General features: G+C 68.3%; 14 protein-coding genes. 13 read left to right on the top strand and 1 reads right to left on the bottom strand.

Annotated features, from left to right (window positions below):
• The 11 genes from J7E87_RS03140 (at position 1) to J7E87_RS03090 (ending at position 10,327) form a co-directional block, all read left to right on the top strand.
• Positions 1–240 (top strand): hypothetical protein, encoded by a 240-nt coding sequence (locus J7E87_RS03140; protein ID WP_215089574.1) that lies wholly within the window; start codon positions 1–3, stop codon positions 238–240.
• A 670-nt stretch (positions 241–910) separates the two neighbouring features.
• Complete coding sequence (gene kdpF / locus J7E87_RS03135) at positions 911–1,000, top strand: K(+)-transporting ATPase subunit F (RefSeq protein ID WP_063801986.1); 90 nt, start codon at positions 911–913, stop codon at positions 998–1,000.
• An 8-nt stretch (positions 1,001–1,008) separates the two neighbouring features.
• A complete protein-coding gene (gene kdpA, locus J7E87_RS03130) occupies positions 1,009–2,673 on the top strand; it encodes a potassium-transporting ATPase subunit KdpA (protein WP_215089572.1) in 1,665 nt (554 codons plus the stop codon).
• A complete protein-coding gene (kdpB, locus tag J7E87_RS03125) occupies positions 2,670–4,808 on the top strand; it encodes a potassium-transporting ATPase subunit KdpB (protein ID WP_215089570.1) in 2,139 nt (712 codons plus the stop codon). The genes kdpA and kdpB overlap by 4 nt, the downstream gene beginning before the upstream one ends.
• Positions 4,809–4,813: 5 nt before the next feature.
• Entirely contained in the window at positions 4,814–5,479 is a 666-nt protein-coding gene (locus J7E87_RS03120; RefSeq protein ID WP_215089569.1) for a potassium-transporting ATPase subunit C, read from the top strand.
• Between the two features lie 176 nt (positions 5,480–5,655).
• A complete protein-coding gene (locus tag J7E87_RS03115) occupies positions 5,656–5,844 on the top strand; it encodes a hypothetical protein (RefSeq protein ID WP_374195126.1) in 189 nt (62 codons plus the stop codon).
• A gap of 33 nt (positions 5,845–5,877) precedes the next feature.
• Entirely contained in the window at positions 5,878–6,654 is a 777-nt protein-coding gene (locus tag J7E87_RS03110; RefSeq protein WP_215089567.1) for a type 1 glutamine amidotransferase domain-containing protein, read from the top strand.
• A 270-nt stretch (positions 6,655–6,924) separates the two neighbouring features.
• Positions 6,925–7,527 (top strand): TetR/AcrR family transcriptional regulator, encoded by a 603-nt coding sequence (locus J7E87_RS03105; protein WP_215089565.1) that lies wholly within the window; start codon positions 6,925–6,927, stop codon positions 7,525–7,527.
• A 75-nt stretch (positions 7,528–7,602) separates the two neighbouring features.
• Positions 7,603–8,478 carry a hypothetical protein gene (locus tag J7E87_RS03100; protein ID WP_215089563.1) on the top strand — a complete coding sequence of 292 codons (876 nt, stop codon included), beginning with the start codon at positions 7,603–7,605 and terminating at the stop codon, positions 8,476–8,478.
• A gap of 467 nt (positions 8,479–8,945) precedes the next feature.
• Entirely contained in the window at positions 8,946–9,779 is an 834-nt protein-coding gene (locus J7E87_RS03095; RefSeq protein WP_215089560.1) for a class I SAM-dependent methyltransferase, read from the top strand.
• The gene (locus tag J7E87_RS03090) at positions 9,776–10,327 is read left to right on the top strand and encodes a nuclear transport factor 2 family protein (RefSeq protein WP_215089558.1); all 552 of its coding nucleotides are present in this window, start codon (positions 9,776–9,778) and stop codon (positions 10,325–10,327) included. Before J7E87_RS03095 ends, J7E87_RS03090 begins: the two co-directional genes overlap by 4 nt.
• A gap of 142 nt (positions 10,328–10,469) precedes the next feature.
• On the opposite strand, the gene J7E87_RS03085 is transcribed toward J7E87_RS03090, so the two are convergent.
• Positions 10,470–11,123 carry a hypothetical protein gene (locus J7E87_RS03085; RefSeq protein WP_215089556.1) on the bottom strand — a complete coding sequence of 218 codons (654 nt, stop codon included), beginning with the start codon at positions 11,121–11,123 and terminating at the stop codon, positions 10,470–10,472.
• A 379-nt stretch (positions 11,124–11,502) separates the two neighbouring features.
• Here J7E87_RS03085 and J7E87_RS03080 point away from each other — a divergent pair, with 379 nt between their 5' ends.
• On the top strand, positions 11,503–12,525 hold the full coding sequence (locus J7E87_RS03080; RefSeq protein ID WP_215089554.1) for an alcohol dehydrogenase: 1,023 nt from the start codon (positions 11,503–11,505) through the stop codon (positions 12,523–12,525).
• 337 nt (positions 12,526–12,862) lie between these two features.
• On the top strand, positions 12,863–14,581 hold the full coding sequence (locus tag J7E87_RS03075) for a hydrogenase maturation protein (RefSeq protein WP_215089552.1): 1,719 nt from the start codon (positions 12,863–12,865) through the stop codon (positions 14,579–14,581).
• Positions 14,582–14,596: the final 15 nt, after the last annotated feature.

The following is a 14,596-nucleotide window of genomic DNA, read 5'->3' as shown; positions in this document are numbered from 1 at the left end:
GTGCTCCTGAAATACGGCGAACGGTTCCGGCCATCGCGAAGAGGGCCCGATCAGCTTTATGCAATCAATAATCCGCAGGCCCAGGTGTTCCCCACACTCGAGGAGACGGATTCCCCCGAATCCGGTCAGCCCGGACACGACGAGGGTTTACGGCTGCCGGGCAATGCGTGGATGTGCGGGCAGGCCGACGAAGGGGAGCGCTATGAGCGTCCGGTAGTCGACCGGTTCGGGGACCGCTGAGATGTCCCGATCACGATGAGCACGGCGTGAGCGTACGTCGCCCCGCCTGGTCAACGGCACGACTCTGATGCCTTGACGCCGCAATCGCGTGCGCCTCGGAACCAGCCGCGCTCCGAGCGGCATTCTTGACGGGCGTGACGTCAACTCTTCATCCTCAGGGGCCACTTGGTGCCCGATACCAGCACATGGTGATCTGCGGGGACGATGCACTGGCGCACCGGCTCTCCATGGAGCTCGACGCTGTCTGTGGCGAGGCCGTCACCGTCGTCCCGCCGCACGGCAGGATCCTGCGACCGGGCGACCATGTGGTCCCGGTGACGACGCGGCGGCCCGGTCGTCCTGCTGACGGGTGTCCAGCCGCACCGGACAGACACTCCGCGGTGGCTGGAAAACGCTCTCGTCTGCGGTGCACACCCCCGGGAATGGGGTACGAACCGTCGGCCTTTTCACAGGCCGGAAGGGTGGGCGTTAGAACGCCGTCAAAGGTGCGCCGATGGCCGTAAGAGACCCGTCAACGACAGGCGTGACCGCCTGGAAAGGCGCTTCCCTCTAGAGGTCCGAACATTTCCGAATCTCTTCAGGAGTTCACGATGGCCGACGTGGCCTTCGTCATCACCACGATCGCGGGTTTCGCGCTGGTGGCGCTCATCGCCAGGGGGGTGGCAAAGCTGTGACTGCCGAGAACATCGTCGGCCTGATCGTGGCCGTTGCCCTGCTGGGTTACCTCGTCCTCGCCCTTGTGTACCCGGAGAGGTTCTGAGCCCTGAAATGAGCCCCATCCTCGCTGGTGTGCTCCAGCTGCTCGCGCTCATAGCGGCGCTGGCGCTGGCATACCGTCCACTGGGCGACTACATGGCCCGCGTCTACTCTTCGCCCAAGCATCTGCGGGTGGAGAAGTGGATCTACAAGGCCATCGGCGCGAACCCCACCGCCGAGATGCGCTGGCCCGCCTATCTGCGTGGCGTGCTGGCCTTCTCCGCGGTCAGCGTCCTCTTCCTCTACGTGCTGCAGCGCGTCCAGGGCTCGCTGCCCGGCTCGCTGGGCTTCTCCTCGATCGACCCGGACCAGGCGTTCAACACCGCCGCGTCGTTCGTGTCGAACACCAACTGGCAGTCGTACTACGGCGAGCAGGCCATGGGCCACGTCGTGCAGACCGGTGGCCTGGCGGTGCAGAACTTCGTCTCGGCCGCGGTGGGTATCGCGGTGGCCGTGGCCCTCGTACGGGGCTTCGCCCGCTCCCGTACCGGTGAGCTGGGCAACTTCTGGGCCGACCTGGTGCGCGGCACCGTGCGGATCCTGGTGCCGATCTCCGTCATCGGCGCGATCGTGCTGGTCGCCGCCGGCGCGATCCAGAACTTCGCCGGGATCCACGAGGTCGGCCAGTTCATGGGCGGCAGCCAGCAGTGGAACGGCGGCGCGGTGGCCTCGCAGGAGGCCATCAAGGAGCTGGGCACGAACGGTGGCGGTTACTTCAACGCCAACTCGGCCCACCCCTTCGAGAACCCGAACGGTTTCACCAACCTGTTCCAGATTTTCTTGATCCTGTTGATCCCGTTCGCGCTGACCCGCACCTTCGGCCGCATGGTCGGCTCGCTGAAGCAGGGTTACGCGATCCTGGCGACGATGGTGACGATCTGGATCGGGTTCACCGCGCTGATGATGTGGACCGAGTTCCATCACGGCGGCCCGGCGTTCGACGTCGCCGGTGGTGCGATGGAGGGCAAGGAAACCCGGTTCGGAGTCGGCGGTTCGTCGATCTTCGCGGTGGCGACCACGCTCACTTCGACCGGTGCGGTCAACTCCTTCCACTCGTCCTTCACCGGCTTCGGTGGCGGTATCACCATGCTGGGCATGCAGCTGGGTGAGATCGCGCCCGGTGGTACTGGCTCCGGCCTCTACGGCATGCTGATCATGGCGATCATCGCGGTGTTCATCGCGGGCCTGATGGTGGGCCGAACGCCCGAGTACCTGGGCAAGAAGATCGGCACCCGCGAGATCAAGCTGGCGGCCTGCTACATCCTCATCACCCCGGCGCTGGTGCTGTGCTTCGCCGCCGCGGCGATGGCGCTGCCGACGCCGGTGAACTCGATGACCAACAGCGGTGCGCACGGCTTCTCCGAGATCCTGTACGCGTACACCTCGGCCGCCAACAACAACGGCTCGGCCTTCGCCGGCCTGAACGCGGACACGCAGTGGTTCAACACCACCCTCGGTCTGGCGATGCTGCTCGGCCGGTTCCTGCCGATGGTGTTCGTCCTGGCGCTGGCGGGCTCGCTCGCCGAGCAGAAGCCGGTCCCGGCAACCGCGGGCACGCTGCGTACCAACAAACCACTGTTCACCGGGCTGCTGGTCGGCACGATCCTGATCATCACCGGGCTGACCTACTTCCCGGCCCTGGCGCTGGGACCGCTCGCCGAAGGGCTGGCGTCATGACCCCCGAAACGAAGAAGCTCGAGGAGCCCGGCTCCATGTCCACCGCCACTCCGACCCGGGCACCGCACTCCGATGTGCCCACCGGTCACAAGACTGACGCTGCCCGCGTCGGCGGGGGTCTGTTCGACCCCAAGCAGTTGCTCAAGTCCTTCCCGGACGCCGTCAAGAAGCTCGACCCGCGGGTGATGATCAAGTCGCCTGTGATGTTCGTGGTCCTGGTCGGTTCTGTGCTGACCACGATCTTCGCCATCAAGGACCCGACCGACTGGTTCGGCTGGGCGATCGCCGCCTGGCTGTGGCTGACCACGATCTTCGCCAACCTGGCGGAGGCGGTGGCCGAGGGCCGCGGCAAGGCGCAGGCCGACACCCTGCGCAAGGCCAAGACCGACACGGTCGCGCGACGGCTCATGGGGAAGGCCGAGGAGCGGGTGCCGGGCACCGAGCTGCGCATCGGCGACCTGGTGGTCTGCGAGGCCGGTGACATCATCCCCGGCGACGGTGACGTCGTCGAGGGTGTGGCGTCGGTCGACGAGTCGGCCATCACCGGCGAATCGGCCCCGGTCATCCGCGAGTCGGGCGGCGACCGCAGCGCGGTCACCGGCGGTACGAAGGTGCTCTCCGACCGGATCGTCATCAGGATCACGACGAAGCCGGGCGAGACGTTCATCGACCGGATGATCGCCCTCGTGGAGGGTGCGGCCCGGCAGAAGACGCCCAACGAGATCGCGCTGAACATTCTGCTCGCCTCGCTGACCATCGTTTTCCTGCTCGCGGTCGTGACCCTGCAGCCGTTCGCGAAGTACGCGGGCCAGGAGCAGACCATGATCGTGTTGGTCGCTCTGCTGGTCTGCCTGATCCCGACGACCATCGGCGCGCTGCTGTCCGCGATAGGCATCGCCGGTATGGACCGGCTGGTGCAGCGCAACGTACTGGCGATGTCGGGCCGCGCGGTCGAAGCCGCGGGCGATGTGTCGACGCTGCTGCTCGACAAGACCGGCACGATCACCCTCGGCAATCGTCAGGCCGCCGAGTTCGTCCCGGTCACGGGTGTCACCGAGGCCGAGCTGGCGGACGCCGCGCAGCTTTCGTCGCTGGCGGACGAGACCCCGGAGGGCCGCTCCATCGTCGTACTGGCGAAGGAGAAGTACGGGCTGCGCGAGCGCCACCAGGGCGAGCTCTCGCAGGCCGATTGGGTTGCCTTCACCGCCCAGACCCGTATGTCGGGCGTGGACGTGGACGGGCGCAAGGTCCGTAAGGGCGCGGCCGGTTCGGTCATCAGGTGGGTCACCGAGCGCGGCGGCAGCGTCATCGAGGACGCCGACACGACCGCCAACAAGATCTCGCAGGCGGGCGGTACGCCGTTGCTCGTTGCCGTCGAGGACGCCGACGGTGCCCGCGTTCTGGGTGTCATCCACCTCAAGGACGTCGTCAAGGACGGCATGCGGGAGCGGTTCGACGAGCTGCGCCGGATGGGCATCAAGACCGTCATGATCACGGGTGACAACCCGCTGACCGCGCGTGCCATCGCGGAGGAGGCGGGCGTGGACGACTTCCTCGCCGAGGCCACGCCCGAGGACAAGATGGCGCTGATCAAGCGTGAGCAGGCCGGCGGCAAGCTCGTCGCGATGACCGGTGACGGCACCAACGACGCCCCGGCGCTGGCGCAGGCGGACGTCGGCGTGGCGATGAACACCGGTACCTCGGCCGCCAAGGAGGCCGGGAACATGGTGGACCTGGACTCCAACCCCACCAAGCTGATCGAGATCGTCGAGATCGGCAAGCAACTGCTGATCACCCGGGGTGCGTTGACGACCTTCTCGATCGCCAACGATGTCGCGAAGTACTTCGCGATCATCCCGGCGATGTTCGCGGTGGTCTATCCGGGCCTGGACAAGCTCAACATCATGGACCTGTCCTCGCCCGAGTCGGCGATCCTGTCGGCCGTCATCTTCAACGCGCTGATCATCATCGCGCTGGTGCCGCTCGCCCTGAAGGGTGTGCGGTACCGGCCGACCAGCGCCGACAAGATGCTCCGCCGCAACCTCGGGATCTACGGCCTGGGCGGCCTGATCGCCCCGTTCATCGGCATCAAGCTCATCGACCTGCTCATCTCCCTCATCCCCGGAATCGGCTGATCGCCATGAACAACTCTCTCAGCAACACGACACGGCTGATCGGCGCCGGACTCCGCGCCCTCCTCGTTCTCACCGTCATCACGGGGGTCCTCTACCCGCTCGCCGTCACCGGTGTCGCGCAGGCCCTGTTCAACAACAAGGCCAACGGTTCCGAGATCAAGTCCGGCGGCAGGGTCGTCGGTTCCGAACTCATCGGCCAGACCTACAACCTGCCGCTGAAGAAGGGCGAGGAGGCCCCCGCGCCGGACCTGAAGTGGTTCCAGCCGCGCCCCTCCAACGGCCTGGGCACCAACAGCGTCAACACCCAGTACAAGCTGATCCTGTCCGGCGCGACCAACAGGTCCGGCGACAACCCGGAACTGATCAAGTGGGTCACAGACGCCAAGGCCGCCGTGGTCAACGACAACTCCACGCCCACCTACAAGGTCAAGTCCTCCGAGGTGCCGGCCGACGCCGTCACCTCCTCCGGCTCCGGCCTGGACCCGGACATCTCCCCGGCGTACGCGAAGCTCCAGGTGCACCGGGTCGCCGAGAAGAACAACCTCGACGTCAAGCAGGTCGAGAAGCTCGTCGAGCAGAACACCGACGGCCGGACCCTCGGCTTCATCGGCGAGCCCACGGTCAACGTCCTCAACCTCAACATCGCACTCAAGGAACTCACCGAGAAGTGATCGTCTTACGCCGGCGGGCGGGAGTCCGAGGACCGAAGCATCTCTTCGGTCCTCGGACTCCCGCCCCAGTTCATGACGACACGCTTCTCGGGGCACGACAGAAAGCGGCACGCGACTCGACGTACACGTACGCCGACGGCCCTGCCGTCCAAGGCGCAACTGAAGGCTTCGAGTGGATGCACGGCCTCGACGAGGTGATCAACGCCCTCGTCACGGCGGGCCTGCACATCACGAGGCTGCGCGAAAGCGATGAACTCCCCTGGCCCCGGTGGCCGGAGATGACCCGCACCCCGGGCGGCTGGTGGCGCCTGACCGACAGCGCCCCGCGCATCTCGCTGCTCTTCGCACTCCTGGCAAGGAAATGAGCACCCGTGTGAAACGCCTGCGATGATGCATTGATGCGCGTGCTGATGCCGGTTCCCGACCGCGATTTCGACGTCACCGAAGTGGCCGTGCCATGGCGGATCCTCACCGATGCCAGGCACCAGGTCGTGTTCGCCACCGAGCGCGCCAATACGCTGCCCGCCGCGGACCCGCGACTGCTGACCGGGGTGCTCTTCGGGCAACTCGGCGCCGCGAGCGAAGCCAAGGAGTTCTACGCCGATCTCACCCGGTCTGAGGAGTTCGCAGGGACCGTGGCATGGGCGGATGTGGACGTGACGGCCTTCGACGGGCTGATCCTGCCCGGTGGGCACGCGCCAGGGATGCGGCAGTACCTGGGCTCACCGGTCCTGCAGGAGCAGGTCGCGCGCTTCTGGGCCCTCGGTCGGCCGGTCGGGGCGATCTGTCACGGAGTGCTCGTACTGGCCCGTTCCCACGACATCGCCAACGGCCTGAGCGTCCTGGCGAACCGTCGTACGACCTGCCTGCCGAAGTACATGGAACGCTCGGCCTATCTCACCACCGCCTGGCGCCTCGGACGCTACTACCGCACGTACCCGGTCTACGTCGAGGACGAGGTCAGAGCCGCGCTTGCCGATCCTGGCGCGCGGTTCGAGCGGGGGCCCCGAGTCCTGACCGCACGCGGCACCGCAACCGACGACACACACGCATTCGTTGTCCAGGACCGCAATTACCTCTCATCCCGCTGGCCGGGAGACGCCTACCTCTTCGCCCGCCGCTTTCTGAAGCTCCTGCACGAATGGGACTCAACAGGTGCTGAGCTGCCCGGGTGACGTCACCCGGACTCCGTAACGGACATGCGCGCGACGGGCCCGCGAAGGCGCGGCGGCCGCACGCGCCGCGGCCCTCGTGGCCGTCACGGGCTGCGCCCTGCCCGGGATCACCGGGGCAGGGCGCCGCATGCTGACGCGTCGTCGGCCCCCGCTGATCGGCATGAGACATCGCCGTTGCGAAGGTCCCTGCCTCGCTACTCCCTTGGTATTGACGGGAGTTGTCGTCCGGTTCCAGAATGACACGTCATTCCGCGGGGAGAGGGGCTGGTCATGCCGCAGGACGTCGTGGACAAGCGGGACGCGATACTGCGTGCGGCCGGCAAGGTCTTCGCCGAGCGCGGCTACCACGCGACAGGCATCTCCGACATAGCCCGAGAACTCGGCGCCGGCCACGGCACTTTCTACCGGTACTTCAAGAACAAGGAGGACATCGCGCGCAGCGTGGTCGCCCGAGCCCTGGGGCAGGTCATGGACGCCATCGCCGACGAGGACCCCGGCTCCAGTCAGTCGCTCGAGCAGTACCGGGAACAGGTCGGGCGCATCGGCCACAAGCTCTTCGACCTCGTGGTGGCGGAACCGGCGCTGTGCCGCATTCTCTTCTACGACGCCATCGCGATCGACCGCGCCGAGCCGGAGCTTGCCGGCAGGGCCATGGAGGCGGCGGCTCAGTACACCGCCGCCTTCATCCACAACGGCCAGGACCGCGGATTTCTCCGGCGTGACCTCGACGCCCATGTCGTCGGCCTCGCCGTGAACGGAATGATCCTGACCGGAGCGGTGCGGCTGCTGCACGCTCAGGACCCTCAAGCCATGCGTGATCCATGGATCCGCACGGTGGAAACGCTCATGTTCGACGGCCTCGGTTCCTCCTGAGCCGCAGGTTTGCAAGGACCGCTCATTTCTTTGCCTCGAGAACGGAATGACGTGTCATTCCGGAAGGAGAGCACGATGGTCCAGGTCGATGTTTTCTGGTCGTACGGGATAGGCGCGAGCTTCGCGACAGCCGCCGCCCGTCAGCTCACGGCCCGCAACGCCCGTGCGGAGCAGGGCAGTCGGTGGTCCAATCCCTACCTGATGGGTGCCGTCCTCTACTGCGCGGTCCTGTTCGCACCCAGCGGAGCATGGCTGCTGTGGGGCTTTCCGGACTGGGAGACGATGCAGGTCGCTGACGGGCACGGGGCGCTGCCCGCGTGGCTCGTCGCGCTGTTCGCGGCGACGAACGTGAGTCAGGGTGTTCTCGGCTTCTGGGTCGCCGAGCGGCTCATCGCCGCCGGCCGGGTGTACGCGGCCTATCTGCAAGCGGGCATCGGATACGCCGGTATGTTCTTCATCCTCGTCCACGGCTGGGACGGCCGTGGGTACCAGCGGTTCTTCTCCGCGGACCGGGACACGTTCGCGGCCTGGCCGGGGCAACCGGGCACGAGGGAGGCGCTGTCGCGCATGGCGGACTGGCTCACCTCACCCGTCGCGCTCACCCTGTACGGAATGGGGGTCGTGCTCGTCCCTGTGATGCTGGCACTGATGGTGTCCTGGATCCGGTCCGGGCAGCGCGAGGCGGGCGACGCGGCACCGGTCCCGAGCCAGCTGCGTATCCTCGCCGCCGTGCTGGGGGCGGTATTCGTGGTGGCACTCGGCGCAGCCGTGGCCGCCTCGGTCCTGGTGCACCTGCTGGGCTGGTGGCTCGGCGTCCCGGCTGCCGCCCTCCTCGTCGCGCTCCTGGTCGTACGGCGCGGAGGCGCGGCGGACCGGGCGTTCGCCGTGCTCGCGCTACCGGACGGGCGCGGCGGCCGCGGACAGACCGCAGGCCTCATGGGAGCCCGGTGAGGAACTCGTCGAGGCGCTGCAAGTGTTGCGACGACGGCACGCCCCCGCAGCAGCACCGCGTTGACCTTGACGGGGGGCCGGACCGCGGGTCTTGGCCGCGGCCGGCCCGGCCGGCACGTCGTCGATCACAGGCGGCCCGATCCGCCGGGTGGGCGCCAGTGGTCTTGCCGCTGACCGTGATGGAGGCCGGCCGGGAGTGGTCCGACCACTTCTCGGCGGTGCGGGTGCCTTCGGGAGCGGAGGCGCCTGCGGTCTCGCTCGACGGTGATGCCATGGCCGGTGAAGAACAGCAGCCGATCGCTGTGTGCCGGCGTTCGTCGGTCAGGTCACCGGTCCCGGCGCGACAGGAAGCGACCGGTCCCAACGGTCATACTGAAGGAGTACGAGTCGGGCCGCTGCCCTTGTCCCCCCGCCCGGCAGCATCCCGCTCGCGCGACGCCCCGAGATTGGGTGGTGGTGACGCGTACATGCCTCAACCCGACCATGAAGATACTCAGTCTCCGTCCCGAACGGGCTATGGAGAGACGGTATTCAGGCCCGAGCGGAGCGGCGAGGCCGAGCGCATCGACCTCGGCGGGCTCACCTATGACGCCATCACCCTGGCCCGGCTCAGCGAGCTGGGAGTCGGCCCGGGCTGGCACTGCCTGGACGTGGGCGCGGGCACCGGCACAGTCGCGCGGCAGCTGCTGACCCGGGCCGGGGTCGCTTCCGTGCTCGCCGTCGACCGCGACGTACGCTTCCTCGCGGCGTCCCCCACTGCCGGGCTCCGGGTACTTCAGGCCGACATCAGCGCACCGGACTTCGACCCGGGCCGGTTCCGCCTGGTCCACGCGCGGTTCGTCCTCATGCATCTGCCCTCCTACCGTCGCATGATCACCAAGCTCTGCGAGCTGGTGGCCCCGGGCGGTGTGCTGGTTCTCGGCGATGCCGTCGACCTGACGACGGCAGGCGCCCCCAGTACGCCGTACACCGACGTCATGCGAGCGATGTGGCAAGGGCTGCGAAACACCATCGGCACCGACGTCGCCTGGGTGCCGCAGTATCCCCGACTGCTGCGCGACGCCGGTCTCACCTCCGTCGCGGCCGAGATCCATGTACCTCCCCTGCTGCCCGGCAGCCCCATCAGCCGCTTCTGGGCGGAGACTTGGGACCGGGCGATGGCAACCATCGTGGACACCGGACTGGTCGACGAAGCGACGATCGACGCGGCCATCCGTTCCCTCGACTCGCCCGAATGCGCCGAACTCTCGCCCGGACTGATCACCGCTTGGGGATGGAAACCCGAGGAGGCCTTTCCATGACGACCGACACCGGCCGCTCGCAGCTGGAGCGCGTATGGGAGCTCCACACCAGCAGCGAGTTCACCACACTCGACGTCGACGCGACGATGGAGACCATGACGGACGCACCAGCGGTGCTCCATGTGCCCACTGCCATGGGCGCACGCGGCAGGGAGCCCGTACGCGACTTCTACAGCCGCTGGTTCATCGGCCGCAATCCACAGGACTTCACGCTTGAGACCCTGACCCGGACCACCGGTGACGACCGCATCGTCGAGGAGATGCTGGCCTCGTTCACCCATGACATCGAAGTCCCCTGGATCCTGCCCGGCGTGGCCCCGACGGGTAGGGCGATAAGCATCGCGGTCATAGCGGTCGTCTCGTTCGACGGCATCCTGATCGCGAGCGAGCACATCTACTGGGATCAGGCATCGGTCCTGGGGCAGGCGGGTCTCATCGAGCCCTCCACCATGGCGCGGCTGCCGGTGGTGACCGACGAGCGCGCCACGCTGACCGACGGCCCTCTCAATGAACTGGCCGGTGCCGACCGGCGTCCCCTGCCGGGGTGATGTCGGTCGCGCCACGGAGCCTGCGACAGTGCGCCGCGCTCCTCGGTGGCACTGTCACCGCCTCACCGCCGGCCCGACGAAGGCTCGGCATGCCGACAGCACGGAACCCCACGGATCCCAGCGCCCGCCGCCGGGCCCCGGCTCAGTGGGCGAGGAGCATATAGGTGTTCTCCAGGTCGTCCTGCACGACATGGGCATCTCCCGCTACCGTCCGCACGACAAGGTCGTCCTCCGGAGTGTGGACCCGGTACTGCCAGCCTTGCGGGAGTTGCAGCCGTTGGCCGAGCGTGGCCAGGGAGTCCATCGTCTGGCTGTCGTCCACGGTGTGGGAGTACGCCTGCAGGACGTACGTCCGGTCGTCCGGGGCGAGCAGTGCGTGCACCGGTCTGCCGCTGGACAGGACGTACTCGGTGTCCCGTTTCACCGTGGTATCGACGTAGAACTTCTTGGCCGTCGCCCCGGTGAGGTCGATCTCCGCGGGGATGCGGACTTCGGCCACACAGCGGGCCTCCAGGCCGTCGAACATCGCGGTGTCCCCCCACTCGAACGCCGTGACCTCGTCGATCGTCCAGAAGCGGGGTCCGTTCAGGAACACCATCGGCACCCGGAACTGCTCCGCCAGCGCACGGGGGTCGAGCGCGTTCCACCGCTCCGGCGGACAGTCGTTGAGACCGAAGGTGTTGTAGACGGCGGCCTTGAGATGACCGTCCTCGCCCGGCGAGATGAGAAGGATCTCGCCATAGCGAGCGTTCCGCAGGCCGCTCAGGTGCCGGGCCGCTTTCGACGTGTCGGACATGGCTCCTCCTTCTCACAGCCCGATCTCCGCTCCCGCGCGGAGACCGCCTGTGGGGAAAGGCCCGGCAAAGGGCGGGCCCGGGCAGTGCCGTGGGTCGTCCACTCCATCAAGGGCAGCACACGCGTCGTGAAGCCGCACGCCGTCCCCGGTGGTGTCGACGGCCGAGCGGGCAGGCGGCAAGCTTGCCTGTGGTGGGACCGATGAGGCACGGTCGGCCGCGCCGGTACCGGGCCGGTTCCTCGCCCGGCGGCTGGATTCGGCGGGCAGCGGTTGACCACGCGGCCCTTGCTCACTCGATCCGTTTCGGTGTGCGTGATCGGGCCGGAGCTGGTCTGCTGATTCGAGGGGGCCGTCGCACCCGTACCGCGGAGAGACCCATATGAGCACCTATCGAGTCGCGCAGGTAGCGAGCGCCGGCGGTCCGTTGGAGATCGTGGAGCGTGAGGTACAGCGCCCGGGCCCCGGCCATGTACGGATTGCCGTGGAGGCCTGCGGGGTCTGCCACAGCGACGCCGCTTTCGTGAACGCCTTGTTGCCGGGCGTCCGGTTTCCGCTGGTCGCCGGGCATGAGATCGCCGGGCACATCGAGGAGCTCGGCGAGGGAACATACAGCGGCTGGCAGGTGGGCGACCGGGTCGCGGTGGGCTGGTTCGGCGGCAGCTGCGGCCACTGCACGCCCTGCAGACAGGGTGACTTCATCGTGTGCGAGAACCTGAAGGTTCCAGGATGGGTATACGACGGCGGTTTCGCCGAGAGGGTGATCGCACCGCAGGACGCCCTGGCCCGGATCCCCGACGCCCTGGCGGCGAGCGATGCGGCGCCTTTGGGCTGCGCGGGGGTGACGACGTTCAACGGGCTGCGGCGCAGTTCCGCACGACCGGGCGATCTGGTCGCCGTACTCGGCATCGGCGGCCTCGGCCACCTGGGGGTGCAGTATGCGGCCGCCATGGGCTTCGAGACCGTGGCCATCGCCCGCGGAGCCGACAAGGCCGACTTCGCCAGGCAGCTCGGCGCGCACCACTACATCGACAGCACGGCGGGCACCTCCGTCGCTGACGCGCTGCAGTCCCTCGGCGGTGCCAGGGTGGTCCTGGCCACCGCCGCCAACTCCGACGCCATCACGGCGACCGTGGAAGGGCTCCGCCCCCGCGGCGAGCTGGTGGTCATCGGCGTGGACGCCGAGCCGCTGGGAATCAGCCCGAACCAGCTGCTCCTGAGCGGCAAGATCATCCGTGGCCACCCGTCCGGCACCGCGCAGGACGTGCAGGACACCATGGGCTTCAGCGCCCTGCACGGGATCCGCCCGATGACCGAGACCGTGCCGTTGGACCAGGCCGATGAGGCGTACCAAAAGATGATGGCCGGCGCCGCCCGGTTCCGGATGGTGCTCACCAACCGCTGACGGTGCGCCTGCCGACTGATCACCGCCCAGCTCGGACCGCCTGCTGTTACGGGTCGAAACTCGCGGGATCCAGTGGCTGTTGGCGGTTGTCGGCATCCAGAGCCCTCGCGCACAGACCGGCCCTCGGCGCGCCTCCACCGCTGGACCCCATGCCCGTCGATGACCTGCCGTGGGCCATGGGCCCAATGAGTGTTGCGTTCTGCGCCGAGTGGTCGCCCACTTTTTCGCTTTCGAGTGACGCCACGTGCCGGTGTCGGTAATTTCCGCCCCGGCGGGGCGAGGATCGCTGGCGGCCGGACGCCTTCGGCCTTCAGCCGCCGGGCGACGGGAGGTTGCCATGCACGTCCTGCTTGTCGCGAGTGCCTTCAACAGCCTCACCCAGCGCGCCTACGCCGAATTGAGGGATCGCGGCCACAGCGTGGCGGTGGAGGTCGTGCTCAGCGACGCGTCCTTGCGGGAGGCCGTCCGCCGGTACGAGCCGGAACTCATCGTGGCTCCCATGCTGAAGAGCGCCATCCCCCGGGATATCTGGACCGCACACACGTGCCTCATCGTCCACCCGGGGCCCGTGGGTGACCGTGGGCCGTCCTCCCTCGACTGGGCGATCCACGAGAACGTGAGCCGGTGGGGCGTGACCGTTCTGCAGGCCAATGAGGAGATGGACGCGGGTGATGTGTGGGCGTCAGTCGCCTGCACCGTACCGCCGGTCGGCAAGAGCAATTTGTACCGGAACGAGGTGTCCGACGCCGCACTGGCCGCCGTGCTGCTGGCTGTCGAGCGCTTCGCCTCGGGGACGTACACCCCACAGACCCAGACCGGCGCGAGCGACGGCGCAACCGCGATGGCGCGGCCGTACTTCAATCAGCGGCTCCGGCGCATTCGCTGGGAGTCGGACTCCACCGAGACCGTGATGCGGAAGCTGCGCGCCGCCGACTCCTTTCCCGGCGTGCTGGACGAGCTGCTGGACGGCGAGTGGTTTCTGCACGGGGGCCATCCCGAGGACGAACTCAGAGGTCGCCCGGGGGAGTTGCTGGCCACTCGGGCAGGCGCTGTCTGCCGGGCCACGACCGATGGTGCCGTTTGGATCCCCGAGATGCGCCCCCGGCGCGGGCCCGGGGAGCCCGCCACGTTCAAACTGCCCGCCGCTGTGGCGCTTGCCGACCGGTTGCCGGGGCTGCCTGAGCACCCCGCGCCGTCCGACGGGGACGCTGCCCGCCGCACCTGGGCCGACATCCGCTACCGGGAGGACGGCCGTGCCGGCTTCCTCTCGTTCTCCTTCCCCGGCGGCGCGATGAGTACGTCGCACTGCCGGCGTCTGCTGCACGCCTATGAGATGGCCTGTTCCCGGCCCACCTCCGTGCTGGTGCTGGGAGGCAGCCGGGACTTCTTCTCCAACGGGATCCACCTCAACGTGATCGAGGCGGCCGCCGACCCCGGCGCGGAGTCCTGGGCCAACATCAACGCCATGGACGACCTGGTGGAGGCCGTCCTGATGACCACCGACCGGCTGGTCGTCTCCGCCGTGGGCGGGAATGCCGCCGCAGGCGGGGTGATGCTGGCCCTGGCCGCGGACGAGGTGTGGTGCCGAGCGGGGGCGGTACTGAATCCGCACTACCGCCTGATGGGGCTGTACGGCTCCGAGTACTGGACGTACACGCTGCCGCGCCGGGTCGGTCCCGCCGTGGCCGGCCGGCTCACGCGCGACGCCCTGCCGGTGAGCGCGGTGGCCGGGCAGCGGATCGGCCTGGTGGACCGGCTGATCGAGTGCGGCCCGCAGGATTTCGCCGGTGAGGTCGACCGACTGGCCGCACAGCTCGCCTCGTCGCCCACCGCGCAGTCACGGATCGCCGCCAAGAAGTCGGAACGGGACCGACAGGAGGCCGTCAAGCCGCTGGCCGCCTACCGGGAGGAGGAGTTGACCCGCATACTGCGCACCTTCTCGGACCCGGACGACCCCTACCACGCGCTGCGCCGCGCGTTCGTCCGCAAGGAACCTCCGGCTCGCACCCCGCCGCACCTCGGCGCGACGGGGCCCGCAAGGCGAGCGGCGCCCTGACCCGTCCGGCGGGTC

The sequence above is a fragment of the Streptomyces sp. ISL-1 genome, assembly GCF_018614585.1.
GTDB classification, from domain to species: Bacteria; Actinomycetota; Actinomycetes; order Streptomycetales; family Streptomycetaceae; genus Streptomyces; species Streptomyces maoxianensis.
The sequence above is the reverse complement of the archived record's forward strand: the minus strand, read 5'-3'. Positions and strand labels throughout refer to the sequence as shown.

Bases quoted from the DNA above. Each gene is read 5' to 3' on its own strand.
- J7E87_RS03100 (WP_215089563.1), top strand. From the start codon at position 7,603: ATGGTCCAGGTCGATGTTTTCTGGTCGTACGGGATAGGCGCGAGCTTC.
- J7E87_RS03110 (WP_215089567.1), top strand. From the start codon at position 5,878: ATGCGCGTGCTGATGCCGGTTCCCGACCGCGATTTCGACGTCACCGAA.
- kdpB (WP_215089570.1), top strand. From the start codon at position 2,670: ATGACCCCCGAAACGAAGAAGCTCGAGGAGCCCGGCTCCATGTCCACC.
- J7E87_RS03090 (WP_215089558.1), top strand. From the start codon at position 9,776: ATGACGACCGACACCGGCCGCTCGCAGCTGGAGCGCGTATGGGAGCTC.
- J7E87_RS03105 (WP_215089565.1), top strand. From the start codon at position 6,925: ATGCCGCAGGACGTCGTGGACAAGCGGGACGCGATACTGCGTGCGGCC.
- J7E87_RS03120 (WP_215089569.1), top strand. From the start codon at position 4,814: ATGAACAACTCTCTCAGCAACACGACACGGCTGATCGGCGCCGGACTC.
- kdpA (WP_215089572.1), top strand. From the start codon at position 1,009: ATGAGCCCCATCCTCGCTGGTGTGCTCCAGCTGCTCGCGCTCATAGCG.
- J7E87_RS03085 (WP_215089556.1), bottom strand. From the start codon at position 11,123: ATGTCCGACACGTCGAAAGCGGCCCGGCACCTGAGCGGCCTGCGGAAC.
- J7E87_RS03080 (WP_215089554.1), top strand. From the start codon at position 11,503: ATGAGCACCTATCGAGTCGCGCAGGTAGCGAGCGCCGGCGGTCCGTTG.
- J7E87_RS03115 (WP_374195126.1), top strand. From the start codon at position 5,656: ATGCACGGCCTCGACGAGGTGATCAACGCCCTCGTCACGGCGGGCCTG.
- J7E87_RS03075 (WP_215089552.1), top strand. From the start codon at position 12,863: ATGCACGTCCTGCTTGTCGCGAGTGCCTTCAACAGCCTCACCCAGCGC.
- J7E87_RS03095 (WP_215089560.1), top strand. From the start codon at position 8,946: ATGCCTCAACCCGACCATGAAGATACTCAGTCTCCGTCCCGAACGGGC.